Source organism: Streptomyces sp. NPDC045998 (assembly GCF_056430285.1).
Genome location: NZ_JBWKLJ010000003.1, coordinates 355,342 through 380,746, shown reverse-complemented (window position 1 = coordinate 380,746; position 25,405 = coordinate 355,342). Strand labels below are relative to the sequence as shown.

The 25,405-nt window shown below is 71.5% G+C and carries 21 protein-coding genes; 12 read left to right on the top strand and 9 right to left on the bottom strand.

Features of this window, described 5'->3' with window-relative positions:
- The first annotated feature begins 57 nt into the window (after positions 1-57).
- From AC07FJ_RS10665 to AC07FJ_RS10655, 3 genes are all read left to right on the top strand, one after another.
- The gene (locus AC07FJ_RS10665; RefSeq protein WP_479047523.1) at positions 58-567 is read left to right on the top strand and encodes a MarR family winged helix-turn-helix transcriptional regulator; all 510 of its coding nucleotides are present in this window, start codon (positions 58-60) and stop codon (positions 565-567) included.
- A gap of 65 nt (positions 568-632) precedes the next feature.
- Positions 633-965: a DUF3817 domain-containing protein gene (locus AC07FJ_RS10660; protein ID WP_479047520.1), complete on the top strand. Its 333-nt coding sequence runs from the start codon at positions 633-635 to the stop codon at positions 963-965.
- Positions 966-1,040: 75 nt separating this feature from the next.
- Positions 1,041-2,741 carry a coenzyme B12-dependent isobutyryl-CoA mutase large subunit gene (locus AC07FJ_RS10655; RefSeq protein ID WP_403547265.1) on the top strand — a complete coding sequence of 567 codons (1,701 nt, stop codon included), beginning with the start codon at positions 1,041-1,043 and terminating at the stop codon, positions 2,739-2,741.
- On the opposite strand, the gene AC07FJ_RS10650 is transcribed toward AC07FJ_RS10655, so the two are convergent.
- Positions 2,738-7,051 carry a caspase family protein gene (locus AC07FJ_RS10650; RefSeq protein WP_479047517.1) on the bottom strand — a complete coding sequence of 1,438 codons (4,314 nt, stop codon included), beginning with the start codon at positions 7,049-7,051 and terminating at the stop codon, positions 2,738-2,740. The two genes, AC07FJ_RS10655 and AC07FJ_RS10650, sit on opposite strands and share 4 nt — an antisense overlap.
- The gene (locus AC07FJ_RS10645) at positions 7,048-7,953 is read right to left on the bottom strand and encodes an alpha/beta hydrolase family protein (protein ID WP_479047514.1); all 906 of its coding nucleotides are present in this window, start codon (positions 7,951-7,953) and stop codon (positions 7,048-7,050) included. The genes AC07FJ_RS10650 and AC07FJ_RS10645 overlap by 4 nt, the downstream gene beginning before the upstream one ends.
- A gap of 147 nt (positions 7,954-8,100) precedes the next feature.
- On the opposite strand from AC07FJ_RS10645, the gene AC07FJ_RS10640 reads away from it, so the two are divergent.
- Complete coding sequence (locus AC07FJ_RS10640; RefSeq protein ID WP_479048307.1) at positions 8,101-8,592, top strand: N-acetyltransferase family protein; 492 nt, start codon at positions 8,101-8,103, stop codon at positions 8,590-8,592.
- Between the two features lie 20 nt (positions 8,593-8,612).
- On the opposite strand, the gene AC07FJ_RS10635 is transcribed toward AC07FJ_RS10640, so the two are convergent.
- Positions 8,613-9,245 (bottom strand): TetR/AcrR family transcriptional regulator, encoded by a 633-nt coding sequence (locus tag AC07FJ_RS10635; RefSeq protein ID WP_479048304.1) that lies wholly within the window; start codon positions 9,243-9,245, stop codon positions 8,613-8,615.
- Between the two features lie 328 nt (positions 9,246-9,573).
- Here AC07FJ_RS10635 and AC07FJ_RS10630 point away from each other — a divergent pair, with 328 nt between their 5' ends.
- From AC07FJ_RS10630 to AC07FJ_RS10605, 6 genes are all read left to right on the top strand, one after another.
- Positions 9,574-10,548: a tetratricopeptide repeat protein gene (locus AC07FJ_RS10630; RefSeq protein ID WP_361418889.1), complete on the top strand. Its 975-nt coding sequence runs from the start codon at positions 9,574-9,576 to the stop codon at positions 10,546-10,548.
- A 610-nt stretch (positions 10,549-11,158) separates the two neighbouring features.
- On the top strand, positions 11,159-11,821 hold the full coding sequence (locus AC07FJ_RS10625; RefSeq protein WP_479047512.1) for a DUF6230 family protein: 663 nt from the start codon (positions 11,159-11,161) through the stop codon (positions 11,819-11,821).
- A gap of 94 nt (positions 11,822-11,915) precedes the next feature.
- Positions 11,916-12,425, top strand: a complete 510-nt coding sequence (locus tag AC07FJ_RS10620) for a DUF6114 domain-containing protein (RefSeq protein ID WP_479047509.1) — start codon at positions 11,916-11,918, stop codon at positions 12,423-12,425.
- On the top strand, positions 12,415-13,740 hold the full coding sequence (locus AC07FJ_RS10615; RefSeq protein ID WP_479047506.1) for a hypothetical protein: 1,326 nt from the start codon (positions 12,415-12,417) through the stop codon (positions 13,738-13,740). The genes AC07FJ_RS10620 and AC07FJ_RS10615 overlap by 11 nt, the downstream gene beginning before the upstream one ends.
- Before the next feature lie 282 nt (positions 13,741-14,022).
- On the top strand, positions 14,023-14,574 hold the full coding sequence (locus AC07FJ_RS10610) for a hypothetical protein (protein WP_479047505.1): 552 nt from the start codon (positions 14,023-14,025) through the stop codon (positions 14,572-14,574).
- Between the two features lie 10 nt (positions 14,575-14,584).
- Positions 14,585-15,007, top strand: a complete 423-nt coding sequence (locus tag AC07FJ_RS10605; protein WP_479047502.1) for a hypothetical protein — start codon at positions 14,585-14,587, stop codon at positions 15,005-15,007.
- Positions 15,008-15,093: 86 nt separating this feature from the next.
- Here AC07FJ_RS10605 and pyk read toward each other — a convergent pair whose 3' ends face one another.
- The 3 genes from pyk to pta all read right to left on the bottom strand — a co-directional run bounded on the left by pyk (position 15,094) and on the right by pta (position 19,924).
- Positions 15,094-16,524, bottom strand: coding sequence for a pyruvate kinase (gene pyk / locus AC07FJ_RS10600; RefSeq protein WP_361418868.1), 1,431 nt, complete (start codon positions 16,522-16,524; stop codon positions 15,094-15,096).
- Positions 16,525-16,598: 74 nt separating this feature from the next.
- Positions 16,599-17,843 (bottom strand): acetate kinase, encoded by a 1,245-nt coding sequence (locus tag AC07FJ_RS10595; RefSeq protein ID WP_479047500.1) that lies wholly within the window; start codon positions 17,841-17,843, stop codon positions 16,599-16,601.
- A complete protein-coding gene (pta, locus tag AC07FJ_RS10590; RefSeq protein ID WP_479047498.1) occupies positions 17,840-19,924 on the bottom strand; it encodes a phosphate acetyltransferase in 2,085 nt (694 codons plus the stop codon). Before pta ends, AC07FJ_RS10595 begins: the two co-directional genes overlap by 4 nt.
- Before the next feature lie 202 nt (positions 19,925-20,126).
- On the opposite strand from pta, the gene AC07FJ_RS10585 reads away from it, so the two are divergent.
- A complete protein-coding gene (locus AC07FJ_RS10585; RefSeq protein WP_479047495.1) occupies positions 20,127-21,152 on the top strand; it encodes an ATP-dependent 6-phosphofructokinase in 1,026 nt (341 codons plus the stop codon).
- Between the two features lie 187 nt (positions 21,153-21,339).
- Positions 21,340-22,344 carry an RICIN domain-containing protein gene (locus AC07FJ_RS10580; protein ID WP_479047492.1) on the top strand — a complete coding sequence of 335 codons (1,005 nt, stop codon included), beginning with the start codon at positions 21,340-21,342 and terminating at the stop codon, positions 22,342-22,344.
- Between the two features lie 7 nt (positions 22,345-22,351).
- Here the strand turns inward: AC07FJ_RS10580 and AC07FJ_RS10575 are convergent, their stop codons facing one another.
- The 3 genes from AC07FJ_RS10575 to AC07FJ_RS10565 all read right to left on the bottom strand — a co-directional run bounded on the left by AC07FJ_RS10575 (position 22,352) and on the right by AC07FJ_RS10565 (position 25,391).
- Positions 22,352-23,038 carry a helix-turn-helix domain-containing protein gene (locus tag AC07FJ_RS10575; RefSeq protein ID WP_479047489.1) on the bottom strand — a complete coding sequence of 229 codons (687 nt, stop codon included), beginning with the start codon at positions 23,036-23,038 and terminating at the stop codon, positions 22,352-22,354.
- Between the two features lie 113 nt (positions 23,039-23,151).
- On the bottom strand, positions 23,152-23,841 hold the full coding sequence (locus tag AC07FJ_RS10570; protein ID WP_479047486.1) for a response regulator: 690 nt from the start codon (positions 23,839-23,841) through the stop codon (positions 23,152-23,154).
- Positions 23,838-25,391: a sensor histidine kinase gene (locus AC07FJ_RS10565; RefSeq protein WP_479048301.1), complete on the bottom strand. Its 1,554-nt coding sequence runs from the start codon at positions 25,389-25,391 to the stop codon at positions 23,838-23,840. Before AC07FJ_RS10565 ends, AC07FJ_RS10570 begins: the two co-directional genes overlap by 4 nt.
- Positions 25,392-25,405 lie beyond the last annotated feature (14 nt).

The window sequence follows — 25,405 nt, the reverse complement described above, 5'->3', positions numbered from 1 at the left end:
CGACCGAAAAGCGAGACGGGGCTGACCAGCATGTGACCACTCGGTAAGGTCGGTGACGTGCCCAAGCCGCTCAGTCTCCCGTTCGATCCCATCGCCCGCGCCGACGAACTCTGGCAGCAGCGCTGGGGCCCCGTCCCCTCGATGGCCGCGATCACCTCGATCATGCGCGCCCATCAGATCCTGCTCGCCGAGGTGGACGCGGTCGTCAAGCCGTACGGGCTGACCTTCGCGCGGTACGAGGCGCTGGTGCTGCTCACCTTCTCCAAGGCCGGCGAGCTGCCGATGTCCAAGATCGGCGAGCGGCTGATGGTCCACCCGACCTCCGTGACCAACACCGTGGACCGCCTGGTCCGCTCCGGCCTGGTGGCCAAGCGCCCCAACCCCAACGACGGCCGCGGCACCCTCGCCTCCATCACCGACAAGGGCCGCGAGGTGGTGGAGGCGGCCACGCGCGACCTGATGGCGATGGACTTCGGGCTGAGCGCGTACGACGCCGAGGAGTGCGCGGAGATCTTCGCGATGCTGCGGCCGCTGCGGATCGCGGCGCACGACTTCGAGGAGAAGTAGGCCCCCGCTCCCGGGGGCCCGCCCCGCGCGAAGATCGCCCGGAACGTCACGTTACGCTCGACGCCATGAAGAGGAGCGTGCTGACCCGCTACCGGGTCATGGCCTATGTGACCGCCGTCATGCTGCTCGTGCTCTGCACGTGCATGATTTTCAAGTACGGGTTCGACACGGGCGAGGACGTGACCTTCATGGTCTCCCAGGCCCACGGCGTCCTCTACATCATCTACCTGATCTTCGCCTTCGACCTCGGCTCCAAGGCGAAGTGGCCGTTCGGCAAGCTCCTGTGGATCCTGCTCTCCGGCACCATCCCCTTCGCCGCCTTCTTCGTCGAGCGCACGGTCGTCCGCGACGTCGAGCCGCTGCTCGCCGACGCCGCTCCGGCGGCCGCCAAGGTCTGATCCCCACCGCCGTGGGCCACGCCCGCGGCGGTCGGCCATCGACATTTACTAGGACGTCCTAGTAAATTCGAAGGTATGGACGCTGACGCCATCGAGGAAGGCCGCCGACGCTGGCAGGCCCGCTACGACGCCGCGCACAAGCGCGACGCCGACTTCACCACGCTCTCCGGTGACCCGGTCGAGCCGGTCTACGGGCCCCGGCCCGGAGACACCTATGAGGGCTTCGAGCGGATCGGATGGCCGGGCGAGTACCCCTTCACCCGCGGCCTGTACCCGACGGGCTACCGGGGCCGTACCTGGACCATCCGCCAGTTCGCCGGATTCGGCAACGCCGAGCAGACGAACGAGCGCTACAAGATGATCCTCGGCAACGGCGGCGGTGGCCTGTCCGTCGCCTTCGACATGCCGACCCTCATGGGCCGCGACTCCGACGACCCCCGCTCGCTCGGCGAGGTCGGCCACTGCGGCGTCGCCATCGACTCCGCCGCCGACATGGAGGTCCTCTTCAAGGACATCCCCCTCGGCGACGTCACCACGTCCATGACCATCTCCGGTCCGGCCGTGCCCGTCTTCTGCATGTACCTGGTCGCCGCCGAGCGGCAGGGCGTCGACCCGTCCGTCCTCAACGGCACCCTCCAGACGGACATCTTCAAGGAGTACATCGCGCAGAAGGAGTGGCTCTTCCAGCCCGAGCCCCACCTGCGCCTCATCGGCGACCTGATGGAGCACTGCGCCGCCCGCATCCCCGCGTACAAGCCGCTCTCCGTCTCCGGCTACCACATCCGCGAGGCCGGTGCGACGGCCGCGCAGGAGCTGGCGTACACGCTCGCCGACGGCTTCGGCTACGTCGAGCTGGGGCTGTCCCGGGGCCTGGACGTCGACGTCTTCGCGCCGGGCCTGTCCTTCTTCTTCGACGCGCACGTCGACTTCTTCGAGGAGATCGCCAAGTTCCGCGCCGCCCGCCGCATCTGGGCCCGCTGGATGAAGGAGGTCTACGGAGCCAAGACCGACAAGGCGCAGTGGCTGCGGTTCCACACCCAGACCGCCGGTGTCTCGCTCACCGCGCAGCAGCCCTACAACAACGTCGTGCGCACGGCTGTCGAGGCCCTCGCGGCGGTGCTCGGCGGGACCAACTCGCTGCACACCAACGCCCTCGACGAGACCCTCGCCCTCCCCTCCGAGCAGGCCGCCGAGATCGCCCTGCGCACCCAGCAGGTGCTGATGGAGGAGACCGGCGTCGCCAACGTCGCCGACCCGCTGGGCGGTTCCTGGTACGTCGAGCAGCTCACCGACCGCATCGAGGCCGACGCCGAGAAGATCTTCGACCGGATCAAGGAGCGCGGCCTGCGCGCCCACCCCGACGGGCAGCACCCCATCGGCCCCATCACCTCCGGCATCCTGCGCGGCATCGAGGACGGCTGGTTCACCGGCGAGATCGCCGAGTCCGCCTTCCGCTACCAGCAGGCACTGGAGAAGGGCGACAAGAGGGTCGTGGGCGTCAACGTCCACACCGGCTCCGTCACCGGCGACCTGGAGATCCTGCGGGTCAGCCACGAGGTGGAGCGCGAGCAGGTCCGGGTCCTCGCCGACCGCAAGGCCCGCCGCGACGACGCGCGCGTCCGGGCGTCGCTGGACGCCATGCTGGACGCCGCGCGGGGCGGCGCCAACATGATCGAGCCCATGCTGGAAGCCGTACGGGCCGAGGCCACGCTCGGCGAGATCTGCGACGCCCTGCGCGACGAGTGGGGCACGTACACCGAGCCCCCGGGCTTCTAGGAGCCGGGCACGGTCCGGAGGGCTCGTTCCAGGACGAGGACCTCGAAGCCGGTTCCCACCACCAGCTCGCCCCCGGGGCCCACGGCCACGGCACTGCTTCGATGAGGCAGGGCGTGCTGGTGGAGGAGCCGGGCATTCGCCAGATCCCACAGGTGAAGGGTGTCGCCGACCGTGACGGCGGTCGGCAGGCCGTCCATGACCGCGCAGGCGACGCTCGACACCCAGCCGGTCCTTCTGCCGAGAGCGTGCCGCAGGGTGAGGGTGGACAGGTCCCACACCTGGACGCCGTCAGTGGTGCCGAGCACCGCGACGGGAGTCCTGCCCACGGTCGTGCACGCGATGGCGTTGACCTGAGTGGTGCACCCTTCGAGGGTGCCCAGGAGCGTCATGGTGTCCAGGGCCCAGAGCTGTACGCGCGGTGTGGACGGCTCGTCCTCGGCAATGCCGCCGCCGTCGGCGACGACCGCGACCGGCCGGACGCCGATCGTCGTACAGGCCACGCCCGCGACGGCGGAGAAGAGATCCTGCGGGGAGGGAGCGGTGGCCGTGAGTTCCCGCAACGAGGTGGCGTCCCGCACCGTCAGGGCATTGGCCTGCGCGCGCCATCGCGGGAACTGGGAGCCGGCCACCACGACGGGCACCCCCTCGCGCGTCGTGGTGGAGACGACCGTCCACGACCTGAGCGGGTCCTCGATCCCCGCGAGGGGCGCGCAGTCCGGGAGGGACCAGGAGCACAGCGCCCGGTCGTAGCCGCTGCTGATGGCGACGGGCACCCCGTCGAGGAACGTGTGAGCGACGGAGAGCACGTCCTCGGCATGTCCCCGGCCGACGCCGAGCTCGGCGCCGGACCCGAGGTCCCAGGCCCGGACCGTCGAGTCCGCGCTGCCGGTGACGGCGATCGGCGAGCCGTCGGCGACGAGGCAGGTCACGGCCCGCACCTGACTGGTGTGGCCGGGCGAGGATGCGGGTCCGTCCGCGTCGGGGAGATCCCACACCCGGGTCGTCTGGTCGGAGCTCGACGACACCACTACGGGCGCTCCGTCGACGACCGTGGACAACAGGGCGTGCACCCATTCGTCATGCCCGTTGAGCCGTTCCACGAGCGTCTCGTTCCGGGCGCCCCAGATGTGGATCACTCCGTCGGCGTGGCCGACGACGATGAGGTCCCCGCTCTCCAGGGGCACGACGGTGACGGCGGTCGGGTGACTGCTGTGGGCCGGAAGTCTGGTGAGCTCCGTCGCCGAGTCCGGGTCCCACCAGAGCACCCCTTCCTGACGATCGCCCAGCAGCACCGCCGCGCGTCCGTTCACCCGCCCCGCCCAGTGGGCCTCGATGGACACAGGTGTGGAGCCGCGCGGGGGCAGGTGGACCGTTCGGTGACCGAAGAGGTTCCATGCCACGGCGGGTTGCCCACCACTGGTGATGAGCGCGTGCGGAACCCCCTCCAAGTCCACGCAGCTGACGGTGGCGTCGATGGAGAGCACCTGTGCCTCGATGGCGATATGGCGAACCGGTGCTCCGGTGCGCAGGTCCCAGAGCCATGCCTCGCCGTTGAAGGTGTAGCCGACGAGGACGGGGACGCCGTCCAGCACGGTGGTGGCGAGCGACACCACGTAGTCCTGCCGCGGCTCGTCCTGTGGATCCGCGCTCCGCGAGGTTCTGATCACGCCATCGGAGCGACTGCGCCCGCTGGAATCACCGGGGGGTGGGGGGAGGACGAACCGCACCCCACAGGTGCCGTCGTTCGGGTTCCAGACGCGTACCTCCCCTTCCGCGTCCGCCGACACGACGACCGCTTCGCCGTCAACCCGGGTGCAATGGACGGCGGAGACCGGGCCCGCGTGTCCGGTGAGGGAGGAGTGCAGGGAGTCCGACGCCAGGTCCCACAGCCACACGGCCCCGGCCGGACCGGGAGACACCAGGAGCGGCACACCGTCCAAGGTCGTGCGGTCGAGGGGTGAGAACGTGCCGCCGTGGTTGCCCATGGTGCTCCGCAGCGCGCTGCTCGTCTGCGATCGGGTCGCCCAGCGCGGCGACCATGCCGCGCGCCGGGTCAGTGCCCGTCGGTGCCGCTCCATCCCGAAGCGGGTCGCGTCGATGGCCAGCAACTGCGCCCGGGACTCGGCAGGGCCGTCGCGGTGCAGGTGGGAGGAGGCCCGGTACATCGCGCGGGTGCGCAGCACGGAGGGGATCGTGCTGCCGCCCATGGCCGAGAGCAGCGCGTCCGGGTCCGCGTGTACGAGGAAGTGGGAGTCCTCCAGCAGCTGGCCCAGTTCACCGGCCGCCGCCGCGTGGCCCGTGAGATGGGCCAGGACATAGGGGTGCGCACGGGCCCAGTCCGGGTCGCCTTCCTGGCCCGTCGGCACCGTGTCGCGCAGCGCGGCGGTGAGGCGGCGCTGGTTCTCACCGTCGCGGCGAGGCGGGCGCAGGTGCTCCGCGAGGGACTCGTGGAAGAGCCGGAAGACGGAGCGTTCGTCGTCCACCGGCACCTCGACGACGTACGCGCCGGCGTGCCGGAAGAGCCAGTCGACGTCGTCATCCGAGCACGGCACACCGGACAGTGCGGTGGCCAGCGGAGCCCACAGGGAGTCCCAGGGCAGCCCTTCCCCTTCGGCGTACGCGAGCGGGGCGAGGAGGCGGCGCACCCTCGCCTCCTCGTCGCCGTAGCGCGCGAGATAGGCGTCGAAGGCCTGACCCGCCTCCGTGGGCAGACTCTTCCGCCAGCCCGGCTCGGAGGTATCCACCACCAGGTCGCCGTGGGAGAGGGCCCGGACGGTCATCCTCGCCACCAGGAATGACAGACCGGCGCGTTCGCCGACCGCCCCGGCGAGGGTCCGCAGCGTGTCAGCGGAGTAGCGGGCGCGTGCCGTGGCCGAGGCCGCCAGGCACGCGTGCGCGTACTCCTCGATGTCCGCCTGCCGTGCGTACGCGTCCGTGTCGAGGTCGATGACCTCGACCGCGCTGCCGAGCGCGGCGATCGGCTCACGACGGCTGCCGACGATCAGCCGGACATGGGGGAGGGTGGTGAGCGGCCGCAGGAGTTCGCGGGCGATGCGGCGCGGCTCGCTGCCCTCCACGCCCGTACCGGCCTCGTCCAGGGCGTCGATGAGGATCGTGGAGGGCGTGGTCTGGTCGGAGAGCTCCGCGAGGAGCTCATGGGGCGAGTCCGCGTCGACGCCGAGCGCCGCGGCCAGCCTGCTGGTGAGCGATTCGAGGCTCGCGCCGCGGGCGTGCACGGCCGTGGTGATGGAACCGGCCGGGGGCCTGGCGTACTCGGGAACCGCGGGCCGTTTCCCGGGGTCGGGGTCGGCGAGCGCGAGGAGCCGCCCGAGCACCGCGGACTTCCCGGCACCGGGGCCGCCGGTCACCACCCGGGCGCGGCCGTCGTGCTGGGGTTCCCGGAGCCAGACGGCGAGCGTGGCGAGGGCCTGGAGGCGTCCGGTGAAGAAGTCGCCCTTCTCGCCGGCGTACTCAACGCCGCGACTGCGTGGGTCGAAGTGGGCGGCCCACTCGCGGGCGGTCTGCACGTCGACGAGAGCCGGCGCGAGCCCGGGCCGGTACTCCGGGTTGGGGAAGAACGGCGGAGGCGTGCGGACCTCCGTGGCGCTGCACCGCGCGCTCTGGTGGGGGTGGTGCTCCCGCAGGTAGGCGTCGATACGTCCGGTGACGTCCAGGACGTCGAGATGCGGCTGGCGCATGCCCGCCCGGCTGCGGCGCAGTGCTTCCTCGAGCGCGGGTACGAAGGCCTGGTCGACGGCCTCTTCCCTGGCGCGGGCGGCGGCGAGGAGCCACAAGCCGTCGCTGTCGTTGCCGCGCAGCGCGGTCAGATCCAGTGCCACGGAGGCCATTTCGGCGGTCCCGGCGCCCGCGTAGCACGTGTCCAGCATCAGCAGGGCGTGGCCGACGGGCGACGTGGTCACCATCCCGGCGAGGTCGCTCGATCTGATGGCGGTGCGCTGCGGGCGGCTGATCCTGCTGCCGCCGCACATGAGGTAGTGGTCGCGCCGCTGCGGGTGCTTGATGCCGTGTCCCGCGTAGTACAGGACGAGCACGTCCCGGTCCGTGCGGTCCGGGTGCGCCAGCCATTCCTCCAGATCACCGAGGAAGTCCTGCGACCGCGGGGAGCTGCCGAGGTGGGGGAGGATCCGGGTGTACCCGAGTCCCTCGAAGAGCGCGGCGACACGCTCGACGTCGGCGTCCACGCCGGGGAGTTCGGTCAGGTGCGCGTCGTCGGGATAGTGACGGGTGCCGGCCGCCAGTACGTACCGGCGGAAGGGCGGTTCACCCGGGGCCGCGGGCAGTGCGCTCATCGCGCGGCCAGCCCGTCCGCGATGGCCGCTCCGGTCTCCACCGCGGTCAGGTACGCCGAGAGGTCGTGCATGGTGGTGCCGTTGTGCACGTGGTGATCGTCTACCCCGGGTCCGAACCGAGGGGCGAGCCGGTGGACGAGGGCGACGATGTCGCCGGCGTCGGAGACGTTGTGCCAGCGGTCCACCGGCTTCGGCCACACGCCGACGCCGGCTGCCGGCGCGGGGTCCAGCCGGTCGAAGGCGAGGTTGCGGATGCCGAGCGGAGAGCCGAGCGTCACCAGCGTCAGGGGTCCCTGGACCGCCCCCGAGCACAGTGCCTCGTACGCGACGACCGATCCGAGCGAGTGCGCCACCACGACCCTGGTGTCCCGCCCGATGCCCTCGAGGACGCGGGCGCGTGCGGCGGCGCGGACGCGGGGCTCCTCGAAGTACCGGCGGAACTGCTTGAGCGCGGCGATGAGGAACGCGTCCGAGACGGCCCCGAAGAAGCGCGTGCGCGTCAGCGCGTCCAGGGCCCGCCGTACGGCCGCGAGCCGCAGGGGGCGCGACGCGGCGTACGCGAGGACGCCCCGTCCGGCGGCGTCCGGGCCCAGCACCGCGGGATCGACGCGGGCCGCCTCCGCCCACCACGCCATGAGCAGCTCGGTCTCCAGGCCGTCGGCCACGTCCTCCGCCTCGTACTGCGGTATGCCGCCCCGCGCGCCGGGCCGCCGGAAGAGGTCCCCGTACGCGGCACAGGCGATGTCCCCCGGTACGAGCGGCGTGACGCGGCCCGCGAAGCCGGTGTCGTGTCGCAGGGCGAGGTTCACCCCGCCCGTCAGAGCGGGACCCAGCGACGCCAGAAGGGTCTCGGCGGTGTCCAGCTCCCTGCCCACCCCATGCACCACGACGACGCGCGCCATGTCCACCCCCGGAAAGACTCGACCGACATACCCGATCACCTTAGGACTTCACGGCGTCCGAGAGGGAAGGAACAGCCCCAGCCGGGCGTTGGCCCGTTGCACGGTGTGGCAGGTCGCGGGTGCGTCGGACATCCTGTCGGCGTGCACATCGTGATCAGGGAAGCCACCGCCGAGGACTGGCCCGCCATCTGGCCGTTCTTCCACACCATCGTCGCCGCGGGCGACACCTTCACCTACCCGGTCGACCTGGGGGAGGAGGAGGGCCGCGACTGGTGGCTGCTCGCCGCCCCCAACCGGACGGTCGTCGCCGTCGACGAGGAGACCGGCGCGGTCGTCGGCACGGCGAAAATGAACCGCAACCAGGCCGGCAACGGCGCCCACATCGCCAGTGCCAGCTACATGACCGACTCGGAGTACGGCGGGCGGGGCGTGGGGCGGGCGCTCGTCGAGTACTCGCTGGAGTGGGCGCGGGCGGCCGGTTTCCGGGCCATGCAGTTCAACGCCGTCGTGGAGGCGAACGTCCACGCGGTGCGCCTGTACGAGCGGCTCGGCTTCCGCGTCGTCGGCACGGTGCCGGAGGCCTTCCACCACCCCGAGAAGGGGTACGTGGGCCTGCACGTCATGCACCGTCCGCTCTGAGCGGGGCGGCCTGAGCGGCGTCAGTCCCGGGCGGGGGCGGCGGCCGCCGCGAGCCCTCCGAGCAGGAGCGCGGTGAAGCGCTGGACCCAGTCGGCGTCGACGGGTTCGGCGCTCACCAGTGCGCGGTGGACCACCGCGCCGGCGATGACGTCGAAGATCAGGTCGTCGGTGCCGGGGGCGGGCCCGGGTGCCTGCGGCAGTTCGCCGCGGTCCTGCGCGCGGCGGCGGCCCTCCAGGACGAGCCGCTTCTGGCGCTCGACGATGGAGGTGCGGATGCGCTCGCGCAGCGGCTCGTCGCGGGTGGATTCGGCGATGACGGCCATCAGCGCCGTCTTGGTCTCCGGTCGCTCCAGGAGCGCGGCGAACTGCAGGACCACGCCCTCGATGTCGGCCATGAGGCTGCCGCGGTCGGGGAGTTCGAGCTCGTCGAAGAGGACGGCGACGGCGTCGACGACGAGTTCGTTCTTGCTCGCCCAGCGGCGGTAGAGGGTGGTCTTGGCGACCTTGGCGCGGGTGGCGACGTCGCTCATCGTCAGCTTGGACCAGCCCAGCTCGACCAGCGCGGCCCGGGTGGCCTCCAGGATCGCGGTGTCGGCCTCGGCGCTGCGGGGGCGGCCGGTACGGCTGCGAGGACTGGTGGGGCTGCTGCACATGACGCCCGACCATACCGGCGAGTAGGTCCCGTCGCCCGGTGCCGCGCGTGTGATCGAGTTCACCGGGGGGTACTCCTGCGGAACCAGCCCGGGGCAGTTACGCTACGACCTGTAGCGAAAGGCTTGAGCGGCCCCAGCGACAACCACACCCCGGCGCCACGGTGGGGACCCGGCGCCGAAAACATGTTCAGGATCGCGTACGTCCGTACGCCCGCATAGACCGGCGGAGGGGCTTGCGGACGGCGCGGTTCGGCCGTGGTGGCGTCCGAGTGCGCCATCACGCACCGGTGCTTACCGGTTACGACCGCGGAGGGGGGAGGATGTACCCATGCAGCCTAGGAACATGTCCATGAGCGGCGTCGTCGACCTCGCCGCGGTGAAGGCGGCCGGAGAGGCCAAGGCGAAGGCGGAGCAGGCGCGGGCCGAGGCGGCCCGGCACGGCGGCGCCGGGGCCGTACCCCCGTCCGCGCTGGTGATCGATGTCGACGAGGCCGGTTTCGAGCGCGATGTCATCCAGCGCTCCGCCGAGGTCCCGGTCGTCCTCGACTTCTGGGCCGAGTGGTGCCAGCCCTGCAAGCAGCTCGGGCCGCTGCTGGAGCGGCTGGCCGTCGAGTACAACGGCCGTTTCCTCCTCGCCAAGATCGACGTCGACGCCAACCAGCTGTTGATGCAGCAGTTCGGGATCCAGGGCATCCCGGCCGTCTTCGCGGTGGTCGCCGGCCAGGCGCTGCCGCTCTTCCAGGGCGCCGCCCCGGAGGCCCAGATCCGCCAGACCCTGGACCAGCTGGTCCAGGTCGCCGAGCAGCGCTTCGGCCTCACCGGGCTCACGGTCGAGGCGGACGCCGAGGGCGCCGCACCGGCCGCCGCTCCGGCGCGGCCGGCGGGCCCGTACGACGCGCTGCTGGAGGCGGCGGCGCAGGCGCTGGACGCGAACGACTTCGCCGGCGCGATCCAGGCGTACAAGAACGTCCTGGTGGACGACCCGAACAACACCGAGGCCAAGCTGGGCCTCGCCCAGGCGGAACTGCTCGGCCGGGTCCGGGACATGGACCCGCAGCAGGTCCGCAAGGACGCCGCGGACGACCCGGCGGACGTCCGCGCCCAGATGGCCGCGGCCGACCTCGACCTCGTCGGCGGTCATGTGGAGGACGCGTTCGGCCGTCTGATCGAGACGGTGCGCCGCACCGCGGGCGAGGACCGCGACACCGCGCGCCTGCGGCTGCTGGACCTCTTCGAGGTCATCGGCTCGGACGACCCGCGGGTGACGGCGGCCCGTTCGGCGCTGGCGCGCGTGCTCTTCTGACGCGCCTGACGCGCCTGACGCGTCCGTCCGAGGGTGCGGCGTACGCCGCCGATTTGGCGACACAGTGATAAAACGCGGCCGCGTTTTGCCAAAACTTGGCAAACGCGGCCGCTGTTACTTCCAGTAAGGCGATGCCAGCCTTATGTCCCTCTTTCTCGGCTGATATCAGCTTCTGTCGAACTGGCCGGTAGCACCCTGAGTGCCCGCCCGACGCCGCCCTGTCGCGGCACGGTTATCCGCCCGTTACTAGTCGGTAACGAGCCCCTTGTGCCCCGGCGCGGAATGCACCACGATCGGCGACGCTCGGTCCAATTCCGTACAGCCCGGCCACCCGCCGAGCCGCGGTCTTGGGTCCCCACCGAGCGGGCCGGCGACGACACGGATGACGCCGGCTCCGGACAGGGGGGTTCCCGCCCTCACCGGCAGGACCTGTCCGATCAGGTTGCGCGAAGGCGTGGCCAGTGGTTGTCGCTCGGGGGTGATCGCCGGTGATCCGGACGCAGCTCGCGCCTGATCCACGGGCGCTCTCCTTCCCGAGGACGTAGCACTTCTCCCATCCCAGGACGGGCCCCCGGCCCTTCCGGAGATGTACGTCCGAGAAGGAGGAACTATGAAGTCCCAGGTTCGTGGTGGGACCAGATGGAAGCGGTTCGCCGTCGTCATGGTGCCGAGCGTGGCCGCGACGGCCGCGATCGGCGTCGGACTGGCGCAGGGCGCGCTGGCGGCGTCGTTCGCCGTGTCGGGGCAGGAGTTCAAGGTCAAGGCCGGTTACCTGGACGGCACTGGCTTCGCCCAGTACGGCGGGGTCGACATGGGCTACGCCGAGGTCAAGGAAGGCGACAAGCTCGTCCCGCGGCCGGTCGCCATCTCGACGTTCAAGCACGCCAAGATCACCGACATGTGCCAGTCGGTGGTCACGCCGGACGTCCCGGTGTTCGGCAAGATCACGCTGAAGCTGAAGGCGGGCGGCGGGAAGAACCCGGTCGTCGCGGAGAACCTGTACCTCGACGTCACCGACCTCAAGGCCGATGCCAAGTTCTACAACATCGACATCGGTCTGGCGGCCAAGGACACCGACAACCCGGGCCTCGGCAAGGGTCCGGCCGTCAAGGACAAGAACATCAACCAGAACGGCTTCGCCCAGCAGGCGGACAGGGCCGTCCTGACGGGCGTCGAGCAGAAGGCGTGGGCGACCACCGCCGGCTCGTTCCAGCTGAGCGGCCTGAAGATGGAGCTGCTCAAGGGTGACGGTCCTGGCGTTGAGTGCTACTGACCGGTGATCCATTCGGGCGGGCAGGGATGCCGTCGGCAACTGTGCCCGCCCGTCTCCCTCTTCACACAGCAAAGCACGTCCCAGGGAGCTTTCCATGAGCGCCGAGTCAGCGAGCCAGAACGAGCACTACCTTCGCGTCTTCCGGAGGCGATTCCGCGACTGGCGGGGCACCCGGCCGTTCTGGGCGGGCCTGTTGACGCTGCTGGGCGGAATACCCATTGTCTACTTCCCGTACGCGAGCCTCAAGCTCGGCCAGATGACGCTTTCCATGGCGACCACCACGGGCTCAGCGGCATTGATCATCGGTGTTCTGCTGATGACCTTGGGCCTCACCATGTGGTTCCAGGCCATTGTGCGGGTGTTCGCCGGCGTCGCCGCGATCCTGCTGGCGCTGGTCTCCATCCCCGTGGCCAACTTCGGCGGCTTCGGCATCGGCTTCCTGCTCGCGCTCATCGGTGGTGCCCTGTCCATCGCCTGGGCGCCGGGCGAGCCGGAGGCCGCGGGCGTCGAGCCGCCGGCAGCGACTGAAGTGCCCGCAGCAGTGGACGCGCACGAGACAGAGACGACGGTCGACGCCAACGGCGGGAGGAACAGTGCGGGGTGACGAAACGCAGTCGGCGACGACTGGGGGCGATAACACTCTGGCGAGAAGGGGGCCGCGCCACGCGGCCCCGAAGAAGTCGCTGCTGACCAAGCTCCAGGCACCGGCGGGCAAGGCGATAGCCCTGGCCGCGATGCCCACCGCCGTACTCGTGGGGCTCGGCCTCACGCCCAAGCTGGCGCTCGCCGACGAGAAGGACATCCCCTTCGCGCCCGGCCCGTGCGTGACGCGGTCGGACGAGCCGCGCGAGGACGAGGAGTCGGCGAAGCCGTCCGCGTCGGAGTCGCCGTCGCCGAAGCCGTCCGCGAGCGAGGGGACGGGCAAGGGCGACGACGACAAGGCGACCGAGGAGCCGGCGCCCGGCGCCAGCCCGTCGGCGAGCGCGAGCGCGAGCGGAGCGACGAAGCCGAGCGTGCCGACGGCCGACCCCAAGACCGGAGGGACCGGTTCCGCGGCCACCACGCCCACCCCGACCCCGACGCCCACGCCGACGGAGACCAGGAACCCGCTGGACCCGCTGGGTGTCGGTGACGCGATCGAGGACATCTTCGACGGTCCGGACGACGACGAGCCGACGCCCACCCCGTCGACGAGCGCGCCCACCCCGACCACCCCGCCGGCGGCGAAGCCGTCCGCCAAGCCGTCCGCGCAGCCCACCACGCAGCCCGCGGCCAAGCCGTCCACCAAGCCCGTGGACGACACCCTCGACAAGACCAAGCAAGCCATCAAGGACGCCGCCGACGAGGCCGGCGCCACGGTGGAGGAGCTGCCCGAGGACGTCAAGGGACTCGACCCCAAGAAGGACGAGGACATCCCCGAGGGCGCCAAGCCCCGCTTCCCCTGCCCGACCCCCGACCCCGAGGCCCTCGCGGACGCCGAGCTGGAGCCCGGGATCCCGCTGCTCCCGGACGACCCGTGGAAGCTGGAGAGCTCGCTGCTCACCCTGCGCGGCCTGGACTACCACGGCATCGTCGAGGTGAAGACCGGCAGTGGGAAGGTGAAGAAGGTCCTCAAGTTCACGGCCGACGAGGTCGACATCAAGGACTTGCACCAGCTCACGGTCCACTCCGAGGGTCGCACCGGTCACGTCACCTCCCGCCCGGGCTCGACGTCGACGATTCGGGGCGGCACGGTGACCATGTACACGGAGGAGCTGAAGGGCAACCTCTTCGGCATCATCCCGATCACCTTCAGCCCGGAGACCCCGCCCCCGCTGAACGTCCCGTTCGCCTTCTTCACCAACGTGAAGGTCACGCAGGCCGCCCAGTTCGGCGGCACGCTGACGGTGCCGGGCCTCAAGAACTTCATCGAGGGTTGAGCGGAACGGCCCTGATCGGAGTCTCGCAATGCCGTGGCCTCCTTGCCCGAGCCGGGTGGGGAGGCTGCGGCAATCGGCCGTTGCGACAGAGACGTTGACGCAAGCTGTCCCTCGAGTACGGCCCTGGGACGGTGACCATCGTGGAACGCGGCCGCGGCTTCAGCCGCGCCTGGAACGCCGCCGGAGTGGAGGTCACCACCTGACGGGGACGGAGAACGGCTGTGGGGGCGCTGCCCCGTTCCCCACGGGACCGGGGCAGCGCCCGGCACCTGAGGGAAAACCATGAGCATGCTGTTTGACGATCTCGGCCGGCTGGACCTCGACGCGCATGTCCGCCGGTGGTCGGGCCCCGATGTGGCCGCTGCCGACGGCGAGGTCAACGACTGGATCGCGGCGGCTCAGATGTTCGCCGCGGAGCTCCAGGCCCAGTGCGCACGGCTCTCGGCCGGACAATGGGAGGCCGCGGCCGCGGCCTGGTCGTCCCTCCTGGGAGCGGCCGAGCGGACGACGGGCCGCCTGGGCAACGAGTGGCTGCTGCGGGACCTGTGGCTGCGTGTGTCCCTGGTGGACAGCGTGAGCCCACGCCCCGACGTCCCGCTGCTCGACGCGGGACGGGTCCTGGACGAGGCCCTGGACGCCATGCCCATGAGCCGGCAGACCGCCTCGGATCTGGTGGCCCCGGGCTGGCGCACGCTCGACCGTGGGCAGATGCTGGAGCTGCGCAGGATCAAGCAACTCCTCGCTCCCCCACGTCACATCGCGCACCTGCTGCGGGACCACCCGCGCAGCGGCGAGTTCGCGGCCTGGCAGCGGCTGGTCCCGCAGCTGCCCTGACAAGAGGAGAATGATCCCCATAGAGGCTTTCACCCGCGAGAGGCGCCTTTTCCGGATCTCCGGCTTCAACCCCTCCCACCGTCAGCTCTTCCTGCAGAGCGACGCGCTGGCGGTGGACCGGACCACGACACACGTCGAGGTCTCCTTCGCGCACGTGCGGTTGATGTTTTTGAAGCCGTACTTCCGCGACGGGCTGCACGTGCGGCGTGCCACCGCCGCCGAGTTCTCCGCACTGAAGGAGCGGCACGGTCTCGAAGCCGAGGACGCCCAGTGGACATGGATGCTGGAACGCGACGGCGGCTGTTTCGTCGTCGGCAGCAATCCCAGCTGGCGTGAGGCGGAGTACGAGCTGATGGGTGACCGACGGTTCCTGTACGACGCGTCCCAGCCCTGGCCCCCGGACTTCCCGGTCCAGTCCGGCCAGGTCGACTAGCGGTTCAGGTCAGCACACAAAGGGCGGTGGCCCGGTTCCTTCCGGAACCGGGCCACCGCCCTCGTGCCTGATCGGGAGCCGGACCGTCAGTCCCGGTGCTCCCCGCCCAGGTGGTGCACCCGGACCATGTTCGTGGTGCCCGGGACGCCGGGGGGCGAGCCCGCCGTGATGACCATGGTGTCGCCCGCGTTGAAGCGCTGGAGCTTGGACAGCTCCGCGTCGACCAGGTCGACCATCGCGTCGGTGTTGTCGACGTGGGGGACCACGAAGGACTCGACGCCCCAGCTCAGGGCGAGCTGGTTGCGGGTCGAGGTCTCCGTCGTGAAGGCCATGATCGGCTGGGCCGCGCGGTAGCGGGAGAGGCGGCGGGCCGTGTCGCCGGACTTGGTGAAGGCGACCAGGGCCTTGCCGTCGAGGAAGTCGGCGATCTCGGCGGCCGCGCGGGCGACGGAGCCGCCCTGGGTGCGGGGCTTCTTGCCGGGGACCAGGGGCTGCAGGCCCTTGGCGAGGAGCTCCTCCTCCGCCGCGGTGACGATCTTCGACATCGTCTTGACGGTCTCGATGGGGTACGCGCCCACCGAGGACTCCGCCGACAGCATGACCGCGTCGGCGCCGTCCAGGATCGCGTTGGCGACGTCGGACGCCTCGGCGCGGGTCGGGCGCGAGTTGGTGATCATCGACTCCATCATCTGGGTCGCGACGATCACCGGCTTGGCGTTGCGGCGGCACATCTCGATGAGCCGCTTCTGCACCATCGGGACCTTCTCGAGCGGGTACTCGACGGCCAGGTCGCCGCGCGCCACCATCACGCCGTCGAACGCCATCACGACGTCCTGCATGTTCTCGACGGCCTGCGGCTTCTCCACCTTGGCGATGACCGGGACCCGGCGGCCCACCTCGTCCATCACCTTGTGGACGTCCTTGACGTCGTTGGCGTCGCGCACGAAGGAGAGCGCGACCAGGTCGCAGCCCATCCGCAGCGCGAAGCGCAGGTCGTCGACGTCCTTCTCGGAGAGGGCCGGGACGTTCACGGCGGCGCCCGGCAGGTTGATGCCCTTGTGGTCCGAGATGACGCCGCCCTCGACGACGATCGTCCGGACGCGGGTGCCGTCGACCTCGGTGACGCGCAGCTCGACGTTGCCGTCGTTGATCAGGATCTGGTCGCCCTTGGAGACGTCGCCGGGCAGGCCCTTGTACGTGGTACCGCAGATGGACTTGTCACCGGGGACGTCCTCGGTGGTGATGGTGAACTCGTCACCGCGGACCAGTTCGACCGGCCCCTCGGCGAAGGTTTCCAGACGGATCTTCGGGCCCTGGAGGTCGGCGAGCACGCCCACGGCGCGGCCGGTGTCCTCGGCGGCCTGGCGGACGCGGTGGTACCGCTCCTCGTGCTCAGCGTGGGATCCGTGGCTCATGTTGAAGCGGGCCACGTTCATACCGGCCTCGATGAGCGCTTTCAGCTGCTCATACGAGTCGACGGCGGGGCCCAGTGTGCAGACGATTTTGGAACGGCGCATAAGGCGGATCCTATCGGTTTGTTTCACTGCGGAATATTCCGTCTGGTGGAATGTACAAATGGGCGCGTGTGCGCTCAGTCGTCGACCGCGGAGTTGACCAGCGAGTAGGTTTGCCGGGCGATTTCGAGCTCCTCGTCCGTCGGGACCACCGCCACGGCGACCCGCGCGTACTCCGGCGAGATCAGCCGCGGCTCCCCGGACCGTACGGCGTTGAGACCCGCGTCCACCGCCAGCCCCAGCTCCTCCAGCCCGGCGACGGCGGCCTCCCGCACCGGGGCCGCGTTCTCGCCGACGCCCGCCGTGAACGCCACCGCGTCCACCCGGCCCAGCACCGCGTAATAGGCGCCGATGTACTTCTTCAGCCGGTGGATGTAAATGTCGAAGGCCAGCTGCGCCCGCTGATCACCCTCGTCGATCCGGCGCCGGATCTCACGCATGTCATTGTCACCGCAAAGCCCCACCAAACCGCTCTTCTTGTTCAGTAGTACGTCGATCTCGTCGGTCGACATTCCGGCGACCCGCTTCAGGTGGAACACCACCGCCGGGTCGATGTCACCGGAGCGCGTACCCATGACGAGCCCCTCCAAGGGGGTCAGTCCCATCGAGGTGTCCACGCAGCGGCCGCCCGACACCGCCGACGCCGAGGCGCCGTTGCCGAGGTGGAGCACGATGACGTTCACCTCGGCCGGGTCCTTGCCCAGCAGCTGCGCGACCTTCCGCGACACGTACGCGTGCGACGTGCCGTGGAAGCCGTACCGGCGGATGCGGTGCGCGTCCGCGGTCTCGGCGTCGATCGCGTACCGCGCCGCGTACTCCGGCATCGTCGTGTGGAACGCCGTGTCGAAGACGGCGACCTGCGGCAGGTCCGGCCGCAGCGCCTGCGCGGTGCGGATGCCGGTGATGTTCGCCGGGTTGTGCAGCGGCGCCACCGGCACCAGCCGCTCGATCTCGGCGAGCACCTCGTCGGTGATGACCGTCGGCGCGGAGAACTGCAGACCGCCGTGCACCACCCGGTGGCCGATCGCCGCCAGCTCCGGGGAGTCCAGGCCCAGCCCGTCCGCCGCCAGCTCCTCCGCGACCGCCTTCAGCGCCGCCTCGTGGTCCGCGATCGGAGCCGTGCGCTCGCGCTGCTCGCCGCCGTCCGTCAGCGGGGTGTGCACCAGGCGGGACGTTTCTTCACCAATCCGCTCGATCAGCCCGACGGCCAGGCGGGCGCCGTCGTGCATGTCGAGCAGCTGGTACTTCACCGACGACGAGCCGGAGTTGAGGACGAGGACGCGGGTGGCGCCGGTGGCGGAGTTCGAATTCGGGTTGCTCACGACTGCGTTGCCTTCTGCTGGGACTGGATCGCGGTGATCGCGACCGTGTTGACGATGTCGCTGACGAGCGCGCCGCGCGACAGGTCGTTCACCGGCTTGCGCAGGCCCTGGAGCACCGGGCCGACGGCCACGGCGCCGGCCGAGCGCTGCACGGCCTTGTACGTGTTGTTCCCCGTGTTCAGGTCCGGGAAGATCAGCACCGTCGCCTGGCCCGCCACCTCCGAGCCCGGCAGCTTCGTCGCGGCGACCGACGGCTCGACGGCCGCGTCGTACTGGATCGGGCCCTCGATCTTCAGCTCCGGGTGCCGCTCGCGCACCAGCTTCGTCGCCTCGCGCACCTTGTCGACGTCCGCACCCGAGCCGGAGGTGCCCGTCGAGTACGACAGCATCGCGATGCGCGGCTCGACGCCGAAGCGGGCGGCCGTCGCCGCCGACTGCACCGCGATGTCGGCGAGCTGCTCGGCGTTCGGGTCCGGGTTGACCGCGCAGTCGCCGTACACCAGCACCTTGTCCGCCAGGCACATGAAGAAGACCGAGGAGACGATCGACGCCTCCGGCTTGGTCTTGATGATCTCGAAGGCGGGGCGGATGGTGGCGGCCGTGGAGTGCACCGAGCCCGACACCATGCCGTCGGCCAGGCCCTCCTGCACCATCAGCGTGCCGAAGTAGTTGACGTCCGACACCACGTCGTACGCCAGCTCCACGCTGACCCCCTTGTGCGCGCGCAGCGCCGCGTACCGCTCCGCGAACAGCTGGCGCAGCTCGGACGTCGCCGGGTCGATCAGCTGGGTGTCCGCGCCGAGGTCGACGCCTAGGTCGGCGGCCTTCTTGCGGATCACCTCGACATCGCCCAGCAGCGTCAGGGCGCACACGTCACGGCGTACGAGCACGTCGGCGGCGCGCAGCACCCGCTCCTCGGTGCCCTCGGGCAGGACCACGCGGCGGCGGTCGGCGCGCGCCTGCTCCAGCAGCTCGTGCTCGAACATCATCGGCGTGACCCGGCCGCTGCGCGCCACCGACAGCCGCTTGAGCAGGTCGGCGGCGTCGACGTGCCGCTCGAAGAGGCCCAGCGCGGTCTCCGCCTTGCGCGGCGTGGCGGCGTTCAGCTTGCCCTCCAGCGAGAACAGCTCGGCGGCGGTCGGGAAGCTGTTGCCGCTCACCGACAGCACCGGCGTACCGGGCGCCAGCCGCGCCGCCAGGTTGAGGATCTCCCGGCTGGGGCGCTCGTTCAGGGTGAGCAGCACGCCCGCGATGGGCGGGTTGCCGGCGGAGTGCGCGGCCAGCGCGCCCACGACCAGGTCGGCGCGGTCGCCGGGCGTGACGACCAGGCAGCCGGGGGTCAGGGCGTTGAGGAAGTTCGGCAGCATCGCGCCGCCGAAGACGAAGTCCAGCGCGTCGCGCGCGAGCCCCGAGTCGTCGCCGAGGACGACCTCGGCGCCGAGGTGGTGCCGGATCTGCGCGACCGTCGGCGCGGAGAGCGCGGGCATGTCCGGCAGGACGTACACCGGCACCGGCAGGCGCGCGGCGAGCCGCTCGGCGAGGGCGTCGCGGTCCTCGGGCGCCACGCGGTTGGCGACCATGGCGAGGACGTCGCAGCCGAGGCTCTCGTACGCCCGGAAGGCGTTGCGCGTCTCGGCGCGCACGGAGTCGGCGTCCTGGCCCTTGCCGCCGACCACGGGTATGACGGAGGCGCCGAACTCGTTGGCGAGGCGGGCGTTGAGCGCGAGCTCCTCGGGCAGCTGCGTGGCGTGGAAGTCCGTACCGAGGACGAGCACCACCTCGTAGTCGCGCGCCACCGCGTGGAACCGGTCGACCAGCCGGGAGACCAGCTCGTCGGTGCCCTTCTCGGCCTGGAGCGCGGACGCCTCGTGGTAGTCCATGCCGTACACCGTGGCGGGGTCCTGGGAGAGCCGGTAGCGGACCCGCAGCAGGTCGAAGAGGCGGTCGGGACCGTCGTGCACCAGTGGCCGGAACACCCCCACCCGGTCCACTTGGCGGGTCAGGAGCTCCATGACTCCCAGCTCGACGACCTGGCGGCCGTCCCCCCGGTCGATCCCCGTCACGTACACGCTGCGCGCCACGCAAGCTCTCCTGTCAGGCCGGTGCGGATAAAAAATCTCTGTTCGGGTGCCCGATACCCTCTTGACAATACCTCTGGCGGTGGGTAGAGCGCCCACCCGGCGCCTGGCCCTGGGGGCGGCGCGGAGAGCACGCTGCGTGGCCGTGCCGTGGGACAATTCGGTAAGGCTCACACGTACCACTACGAGCAGGAGACACAGCACGATGCGCATCGGAGTCCTCACCGCAGGCGGCGACTGCCCCGGGCTGAACGCAGTGATCCGGTCGGTCGTGCACCGGGCGCTCACGGGCCACGGCGACGAGGTCATCGGCTTCGAGGACGGCTTCAAGGGTCTCCTCGACGGCCACTACCGGCCCCTCGACCTCAACGCGGTGAGCGGCATCCTCGCCCGCGGCGGTACGATCCTCGGCTCCGCCCGCCTGGAGCGGGCCCGGCTGCAGGAGGCCGCCGAGAACTGCGAGGAGCTGCAGAAGCGCTACGACCTCGACGTCCTCATCCCCATCGGCGGCGAGGGCACGCTGACCGCGGCGCGCTTGCTGTCGGAGGCGGGCATGCCGGTCGTCGGCGTACCCAAGACCATCGACAACGACATCTCCTCCACCGACCGCACCTTCGGCTTCGACACGGCCGTGATGGTCGCGACCGAGGCCATAGACCGTCTCAAGACCACCGCCGAGTCGCACCAGCGCGTGATGGTCGTCGAGGTGATGGGGCGGCACGCCGGCTGGATCGCGCTGGAGTCCGGCATGGCGGGCGGCGCGCACGGCATCTGCCTGCCGGAGCGGCCCTTCGAGGTCGACGACCTGGTGAAGATGGTCGAGGAGCGCTTCTCGCGCGGCAAGAAGTTCGCCGTCATCTGCGTCGCCGAGGGCGCGCACCCGGCCGAGGGCTCGATGGAGTACGAGAAGGGCGCCATCGACCAGTACGGGCACGAGCGCTTCCAGGGCATCGGCAACCGGCTCGCGAAGGAGCTGGAGCGGCGCCTCGGCAAGGAGGCCCGCCCGGTCATCCTGGGCCACGTCCAGCGCGGCGGCACCCCGACCGCATACGACCGCGTCCTCGCGACCCGCTTCGGCTGGCACGCGGTGGAGGCGGCGCACCGCAAGGAGTTCGGCCGGATGACGGCCCTGCGGGGCACGGACATCCACATGGTGCCGCTGGCGGAGGCGGTCACGCAGCTGAAGACGGTGCCGGCGAACCGGATGTACGAGGCGGAGTCGGTCTTCTGACCCGCGCCTCCCCGCCCCCCTGTGCGTGCGGCCCCGGTCGGCTCCCCCGTGGACGACCGGGGCCGCGGCCTTTCCGTCGGCCGGCGGACGTCGACCGGAATTGCCGGTTTCCACTCTTGAGCCGAGGCGCCGGTTCAACAAGGCTTACGCCTGTCCGGGACATGTCCCAGAACGGGGGAGGGCCGCGGTGACCGACGGGGAGAGAGCAGCTCCCGACCCCAGGGAGGCCCGGGACCCTGCCGCGTTCATCGCGCTGCTGCAGGACCTCAAGGGCTGGTCCGGCCTCACCTACCGGGAGCTGTCGGCGCGCGCCGAGGCGCTCGGGGAGGTGCTGCCCCGCTCGACGGTCGCGAACATGCTGGCCCGTACGACGGTGCCGCGCGAGGAGCTCTTGTCGGCCTTCGTCCGGGCGTGCGGGGTGGGCCCCGAGGCGTTGGAGTCCTGGCTCGCGGTCCGCAAGGAGCTGGCGGGCCGCGAGCGGTGGTCCGAACTGTCGGAGCCGGGGTCGGAGCCGGGGTCGGAGTCAGGGGCGGAGTCGACGCCGGAGCCGGAGCTCGCGCCGGAGGCCGGTCCGGACGCCGGGGAGCGGGAGGAGCGAGGGGCCCCGGCGCGCGGTGCGTTACAGGCGTGGTTCGTCCCGCTCGTCGCGGTGCTGGCGCTCGTCGTGGCCGCGACGACCGTCGTGGCGTTCCTGCGGGGTGGCGACGAGGACCACGTGAAGGACGACGCCGCGGCCCCCGCGCCCGGCCCCGTACTGATACGGGCGGTGCACTCCGGGCTCTGCCTGAACGAACGGCCCGGTCAGCAGAGCGGGCAGGTCTACCAGGTGCCGTGCGCGGGGGCGACCGTGCCGCGCTACGCGCTCGTACGGCTCGGCGGCGGACTGTGGCGCATCCGCTCCGACCACCCCGAGTTCGGACCCGGCTGTTCGGGCATCCCCGTCGAGGCGACGGAACAGCACGGCGCGCCCCTGATCGACCAGGAGTGCGGCAAACGGGGCCCGCGCGAGGCCTTCCGGATCGAGGCGTTCGGCGACCCCGTGGCGGGCTACCGCCTCAGATCCGCGCACTCGGACCTGTGCCTGCGCATACGGGACGCCTCGCGCGAGCCGTGGACGGACGTGATCCAGGAGGCGTGCCGGGAGGACGGCGAGGGGCAGCTGTTCAGCCTGGACCCCGCCGACGCGCCGTGATCGGTGATCAGTACTGGACCAGCGCCCAGAAGTGCTCGTCGATCCGCTCCAGGAACTCCTTGCCCGCCTGGCCGTCGCTGCTGTCGGTGAGGTCCACGCCCCAGCTGTTGGTGGACACCATCCGCGCCTGGTAGTCGGCGTGCAGCTGCTGGAGGACCTGCTCCAGGCGGCCGCGGTCGATGGGCAGCAGCTTCGCGAGCGGCCGGACGTACGCCTGCCAGCGCGTGGTGGCGGCGCTGCGCAGCAGGTCCGCGAGCTGCGCGTGGCGGCCCGTGACGGTCAGCAGCTCGCGCGGCCCGAGGGCCAGCGCGTCGGCGAGCGCCGCGGTCTGCCGTTCGTTGCCGCGCCAGCGGCCGGACTCCTCCATGCGGAGGTACGCCTTGGTGTCGAGCCCGATCCGGCGGGCCAGGTCCTCGGGCGCCATGGCCCGCGCGATGCGGTGCTCGCGCAGGGTCGTCGCCGCGGCCAGCAGCTCGCCCGGCGAACACCACAGGACACCGGCGAGCGCGGTGAGCTCCTGGGCGGTGGGCGCGGCGGTGCCGCGTTCCCAGGCCATCACCGTCTCGGGCGGGACGGCGAGTCCGTACTGCGCGCGCAAGCCGTACGCGACGTGGGCGGGCCCCATGCCGAGCGCCTCGCGCAGTCGGCGCGCGGCGAGCGCGTTGAACGGGGGTGTGGGTGGGGAGGGGTGCACGCGGCACACGGTAGGTGCGGAGGGTTACCTCTGGCTACGGTGCGTTCAGCCAACACCGAAAGTCGTAGGAACGTCCAGACAAACCACTACCTAGTGGTATACCTGCGGGTAATTTACCGTACCGCGGTGATCCACCGGTACTGCAGCTCCGGCCGTCCCACCTGCCCGTACTGGGGGCTGCGCGCCGCCCGGCCCGTCTCCACCAGATGCTCCAGATAGCGCCGCGCCGTGATCCGCGAGATGCCGACCGCCGCACCGGCCTCGGCGGCGGTCAGCCCGCCGGGCGCCTCCCGCAGCGTGCGCGTCACGGCTGCCAGCGTCGGCGCGCTCAACCCCTTCGGCAGCGCGGCCGGCCGGGGCGTACGCAGCACCGCGAGCGCCCGGTCCACCTCCTCCTGGCCCGACGCCTCGCCGGCCGCCGCCCGGAACTCGGCGTACCGGGCCAGCCGGTCCCGCAGCGTGGCGAAGGTGAACGGCTTCAGGACGTACTGGACGACGCCCAGCGACACCCCCTCGCGGACGATCCCCAGGTCGCGCGCCGAGGTGACGGCGATGACGTCCGCCTGGTGCCCGGCCGCCCGCAGCGAGCGCAGCAGGTGCAGGCCGTGCCCGTCCGGCAGGTAGAGGTCGAGCAGGATCAGGTCGACGGCCACGCGCTCCAGCAGCCGCCCGGCGGCGGCCCGCGTGTGCGCGACCCCGACGACCTCGAAGCCCGGCACCCGGCCGACGTACAGCGCGTGGGCGTCGGCGGCGACCTGGTCGTCCTCGACCACCAGGACCCTGATGGCCCCGGCCGCGGTCATGACACCACCTCCGCCGGGCGCAGGGGCAGCCGTACGGTGAACTCCGCGCCCGCGTCCGGCCCGTGCCCCAGCTCGATGGTGCCCCGCCCCCGGTGCGCCGCCTGCCGTACGAGCGCCAGGCCGAGGCCGCGGCCCGGGCCCCGGGTGGACCAGCCGCGTTCGAAGACGGCGTCGTGGTCGTCGGTCCCGATGCCGGGGCCGCTGTCGGCGACGCGCAACAGCACCTCGCCGCCGTGGTCGTCGGCGCGCGCGGTGACCGTGACGCGGGCCAGCCGGCTGCCCTGCGCGGCCTCCACGGCGTTGTCGACGAGGTTGCCGAGGATGGTGACCAGGTCCCGGGCGGGCAGGCTCGGCGGCAGGACGCCGTCGTCGATGCGGCTGTCCTCGGTCAGGACCAGCTCGACGCCCCGCTCGTTGGCCTGCGCCGCCTTGCCGAGCAGCAGCGCCGCGAGGACCGGCTCGGCGACCGCGTCCACGACCCGGTCCGTGAGCGCCTGCGCCAGCTCCAGCTCGGCCGTCGCGAACTCCACCGCCTCCTCGGCCCGCCCCAGCTCGATGAGCGACACGACGGTGTGCAGCCGGTTCGCCGCCTCGTGGGCCTGCGAGCGCAGCGCCTGCGTGAACCCGCGCTCCGAGTCCAGCTCGCCCGAGAGCGCCTGGAGCTCGGTGTGGTCCCGCAGCGTCACCACGGTGCCGCGCCGCTCCCCGCCGACCACCGGCCGGGTGGAGACCACCAGCACCCGGTCGGCCGTCAGGTGCAGCTCGTCGACGCGCGGCTCGGCGCAGAGCAGCGCGCTCGTCAGGGAGGGCGGCAGCCCGAGCTCGGCGACGGGCCTGCCCACGGCCTCCGGGTCCAGGCCCAGCAGCTCCCGCCCCCCGTCGTTGATCAGCGCGATGCGCCGTTGCCCGTCGAGCATCACCAGCCCCTCACGCACCGCGTGCAGCGCGGCCTCGTGGTAGTCGTGCATCCGGCTCAGCTCGGCGGCGTTCATGCCGTGCGTGTGGCGCCGCAGCCGCGCGTTGATCACGTACGTACCGAGCCCGCCGAGCGCGAGCGCCGCGCCCGCCATGCCGAGCAGCGCGGTGACCTGCTTGCTCAGCTGCTCGCTGATCCGGTCGACGGTGATGCCCGCGCTGACGAGGGCGACCAGGCGCCCGCCGTCGTACACCGGCGTGACCGTCCGCACGGACCGCCCGAGCGTGCCGCGGTACGTCTCCGTGTACGTCTCCCCGCGCCGCGCCTGGTCGATGCTGCCCAGGTACGTCCCGCCGATCCGGTCCGGATCCGGGTGCGTCCAGCGGGTCCCGTCCGGCGCCATGATCGTCACGAAGGTGACGCCCGTGGCGCCGGTGAGGGAGGCGGCGTACGGCTGGAGCGCGGCCGTGGGGTCGGCGGAGCGCGCCGCCGCGACGACGGCGGGGGAGCGGGCGACGGCGGTCGCGGTCGCCGTCACCTGGCGGCGCGCGGTCTCCTCGGCCTGGCTCCGGTCGGTGAGGTACGCGAAGAGCGCGCACCCCGCGACGACGGCGGCCATCAGCACGACCTGCATTGCGAAGAGCTGGC

Coding starts and splice junctions, on each gene's coding strand:
- AC07FJ_RS10645 (WP_479047514.1), bottom strand. CDS start 7,953: ATGGCGCGCGTCGTCGTGGTGCATGGGGTGGGCAGGGAGCTGGACACC.
- AC07FJ_RS10630 (WP_361418889.1), top strand. CDS start 9,574: ATGCAGCCTAGGAACATGTCCATGAGCGGCGTCGTCGACCTCGCCGCG.
- pyk (WP_361418868.1), bottom strand. CDS start 16,524: ATGCGCCGTTCCAAAATCGTCTGCACACTGGGCCCCGCCGTCGACTCG.
- AC07FJ_RS10625 (WP_479047512.1), top strand. CDS start 11,159: ATGAAGTCCCAGGTTCGTGGTGGGACCAGATGGAAGCGGTTCGCCGTC.
- AC07FJ_RS10650 (WP_479047517.1), bottom strand. CDS start 7,051: ATGAGCGCACTGCCCGCGGCCCCGGGTGAACCGCCCTTCCGCCGGTAC.
- AC07FJ_RS10655 (WP_403547265.1), top strand. CDS start 1,041: ATGGACGCTGACGCCATCGAGGAAGGCCGCCGACGCTGGCAGGCCCGC.
- AC07FJ_RS10620 (WP_479047509.1), top strand. CDS start 11,916: ATGAGCGCCGAGTCAGCGAGCCAGAACGAGCACTACCTTCGCGTCTTC.
- AC07FJ_RS10605 (WP_479047502.1), top strand. CDS start 14,585: ATGATCCCCATAGAGGCTTTCACCCGCGAGAGGCGCCTTTTCCGGATC.
- AC07FJ_RS10635 (WP_479048304.1), bottom strand. CDS start 9,245: ATGTGCAGCAGCCCCACCAGTCCTCGCAGCCGTACCGGCCGCCCCCGC.
- AC07FJ_RS10610 (WP_479047505.1), top strand. CDS start 14,023: ATGAGCATGCTGTTTGACGATCTCGGCCGGCTGGACCTCGACGCGCAT.
- AC07FJ_RS10565 (WP_479048301.1), bottom strand. CDS start 25,391: ATGCAGGTCGTGCTGATGGCCGCCGTCGTCGCGGGGTGCGCGCTCTTC.
- AC07FJ_RS10585 (WP_479047495.1), top strand. CDS start 20,127: ATGCGCATCGGAGTCCTCACCGCAGGCGGCGACTGCCCCGGGCTGAAC.
- AC07FJ_RS10660 (WP_479047520.1), top strand. CDS start 633: ATGAAGAGGAGCGTGCTGACCCGCTACCGGGTCATGGCCTATGTGACC.
- AC07FJ_RS10570 (WP_479047486.1), bottom strand. CDS start 23,841: ATGACCGCGGCCGGGGCCATCAGGGTCCTGGTGGTCGAGGACGACCAG.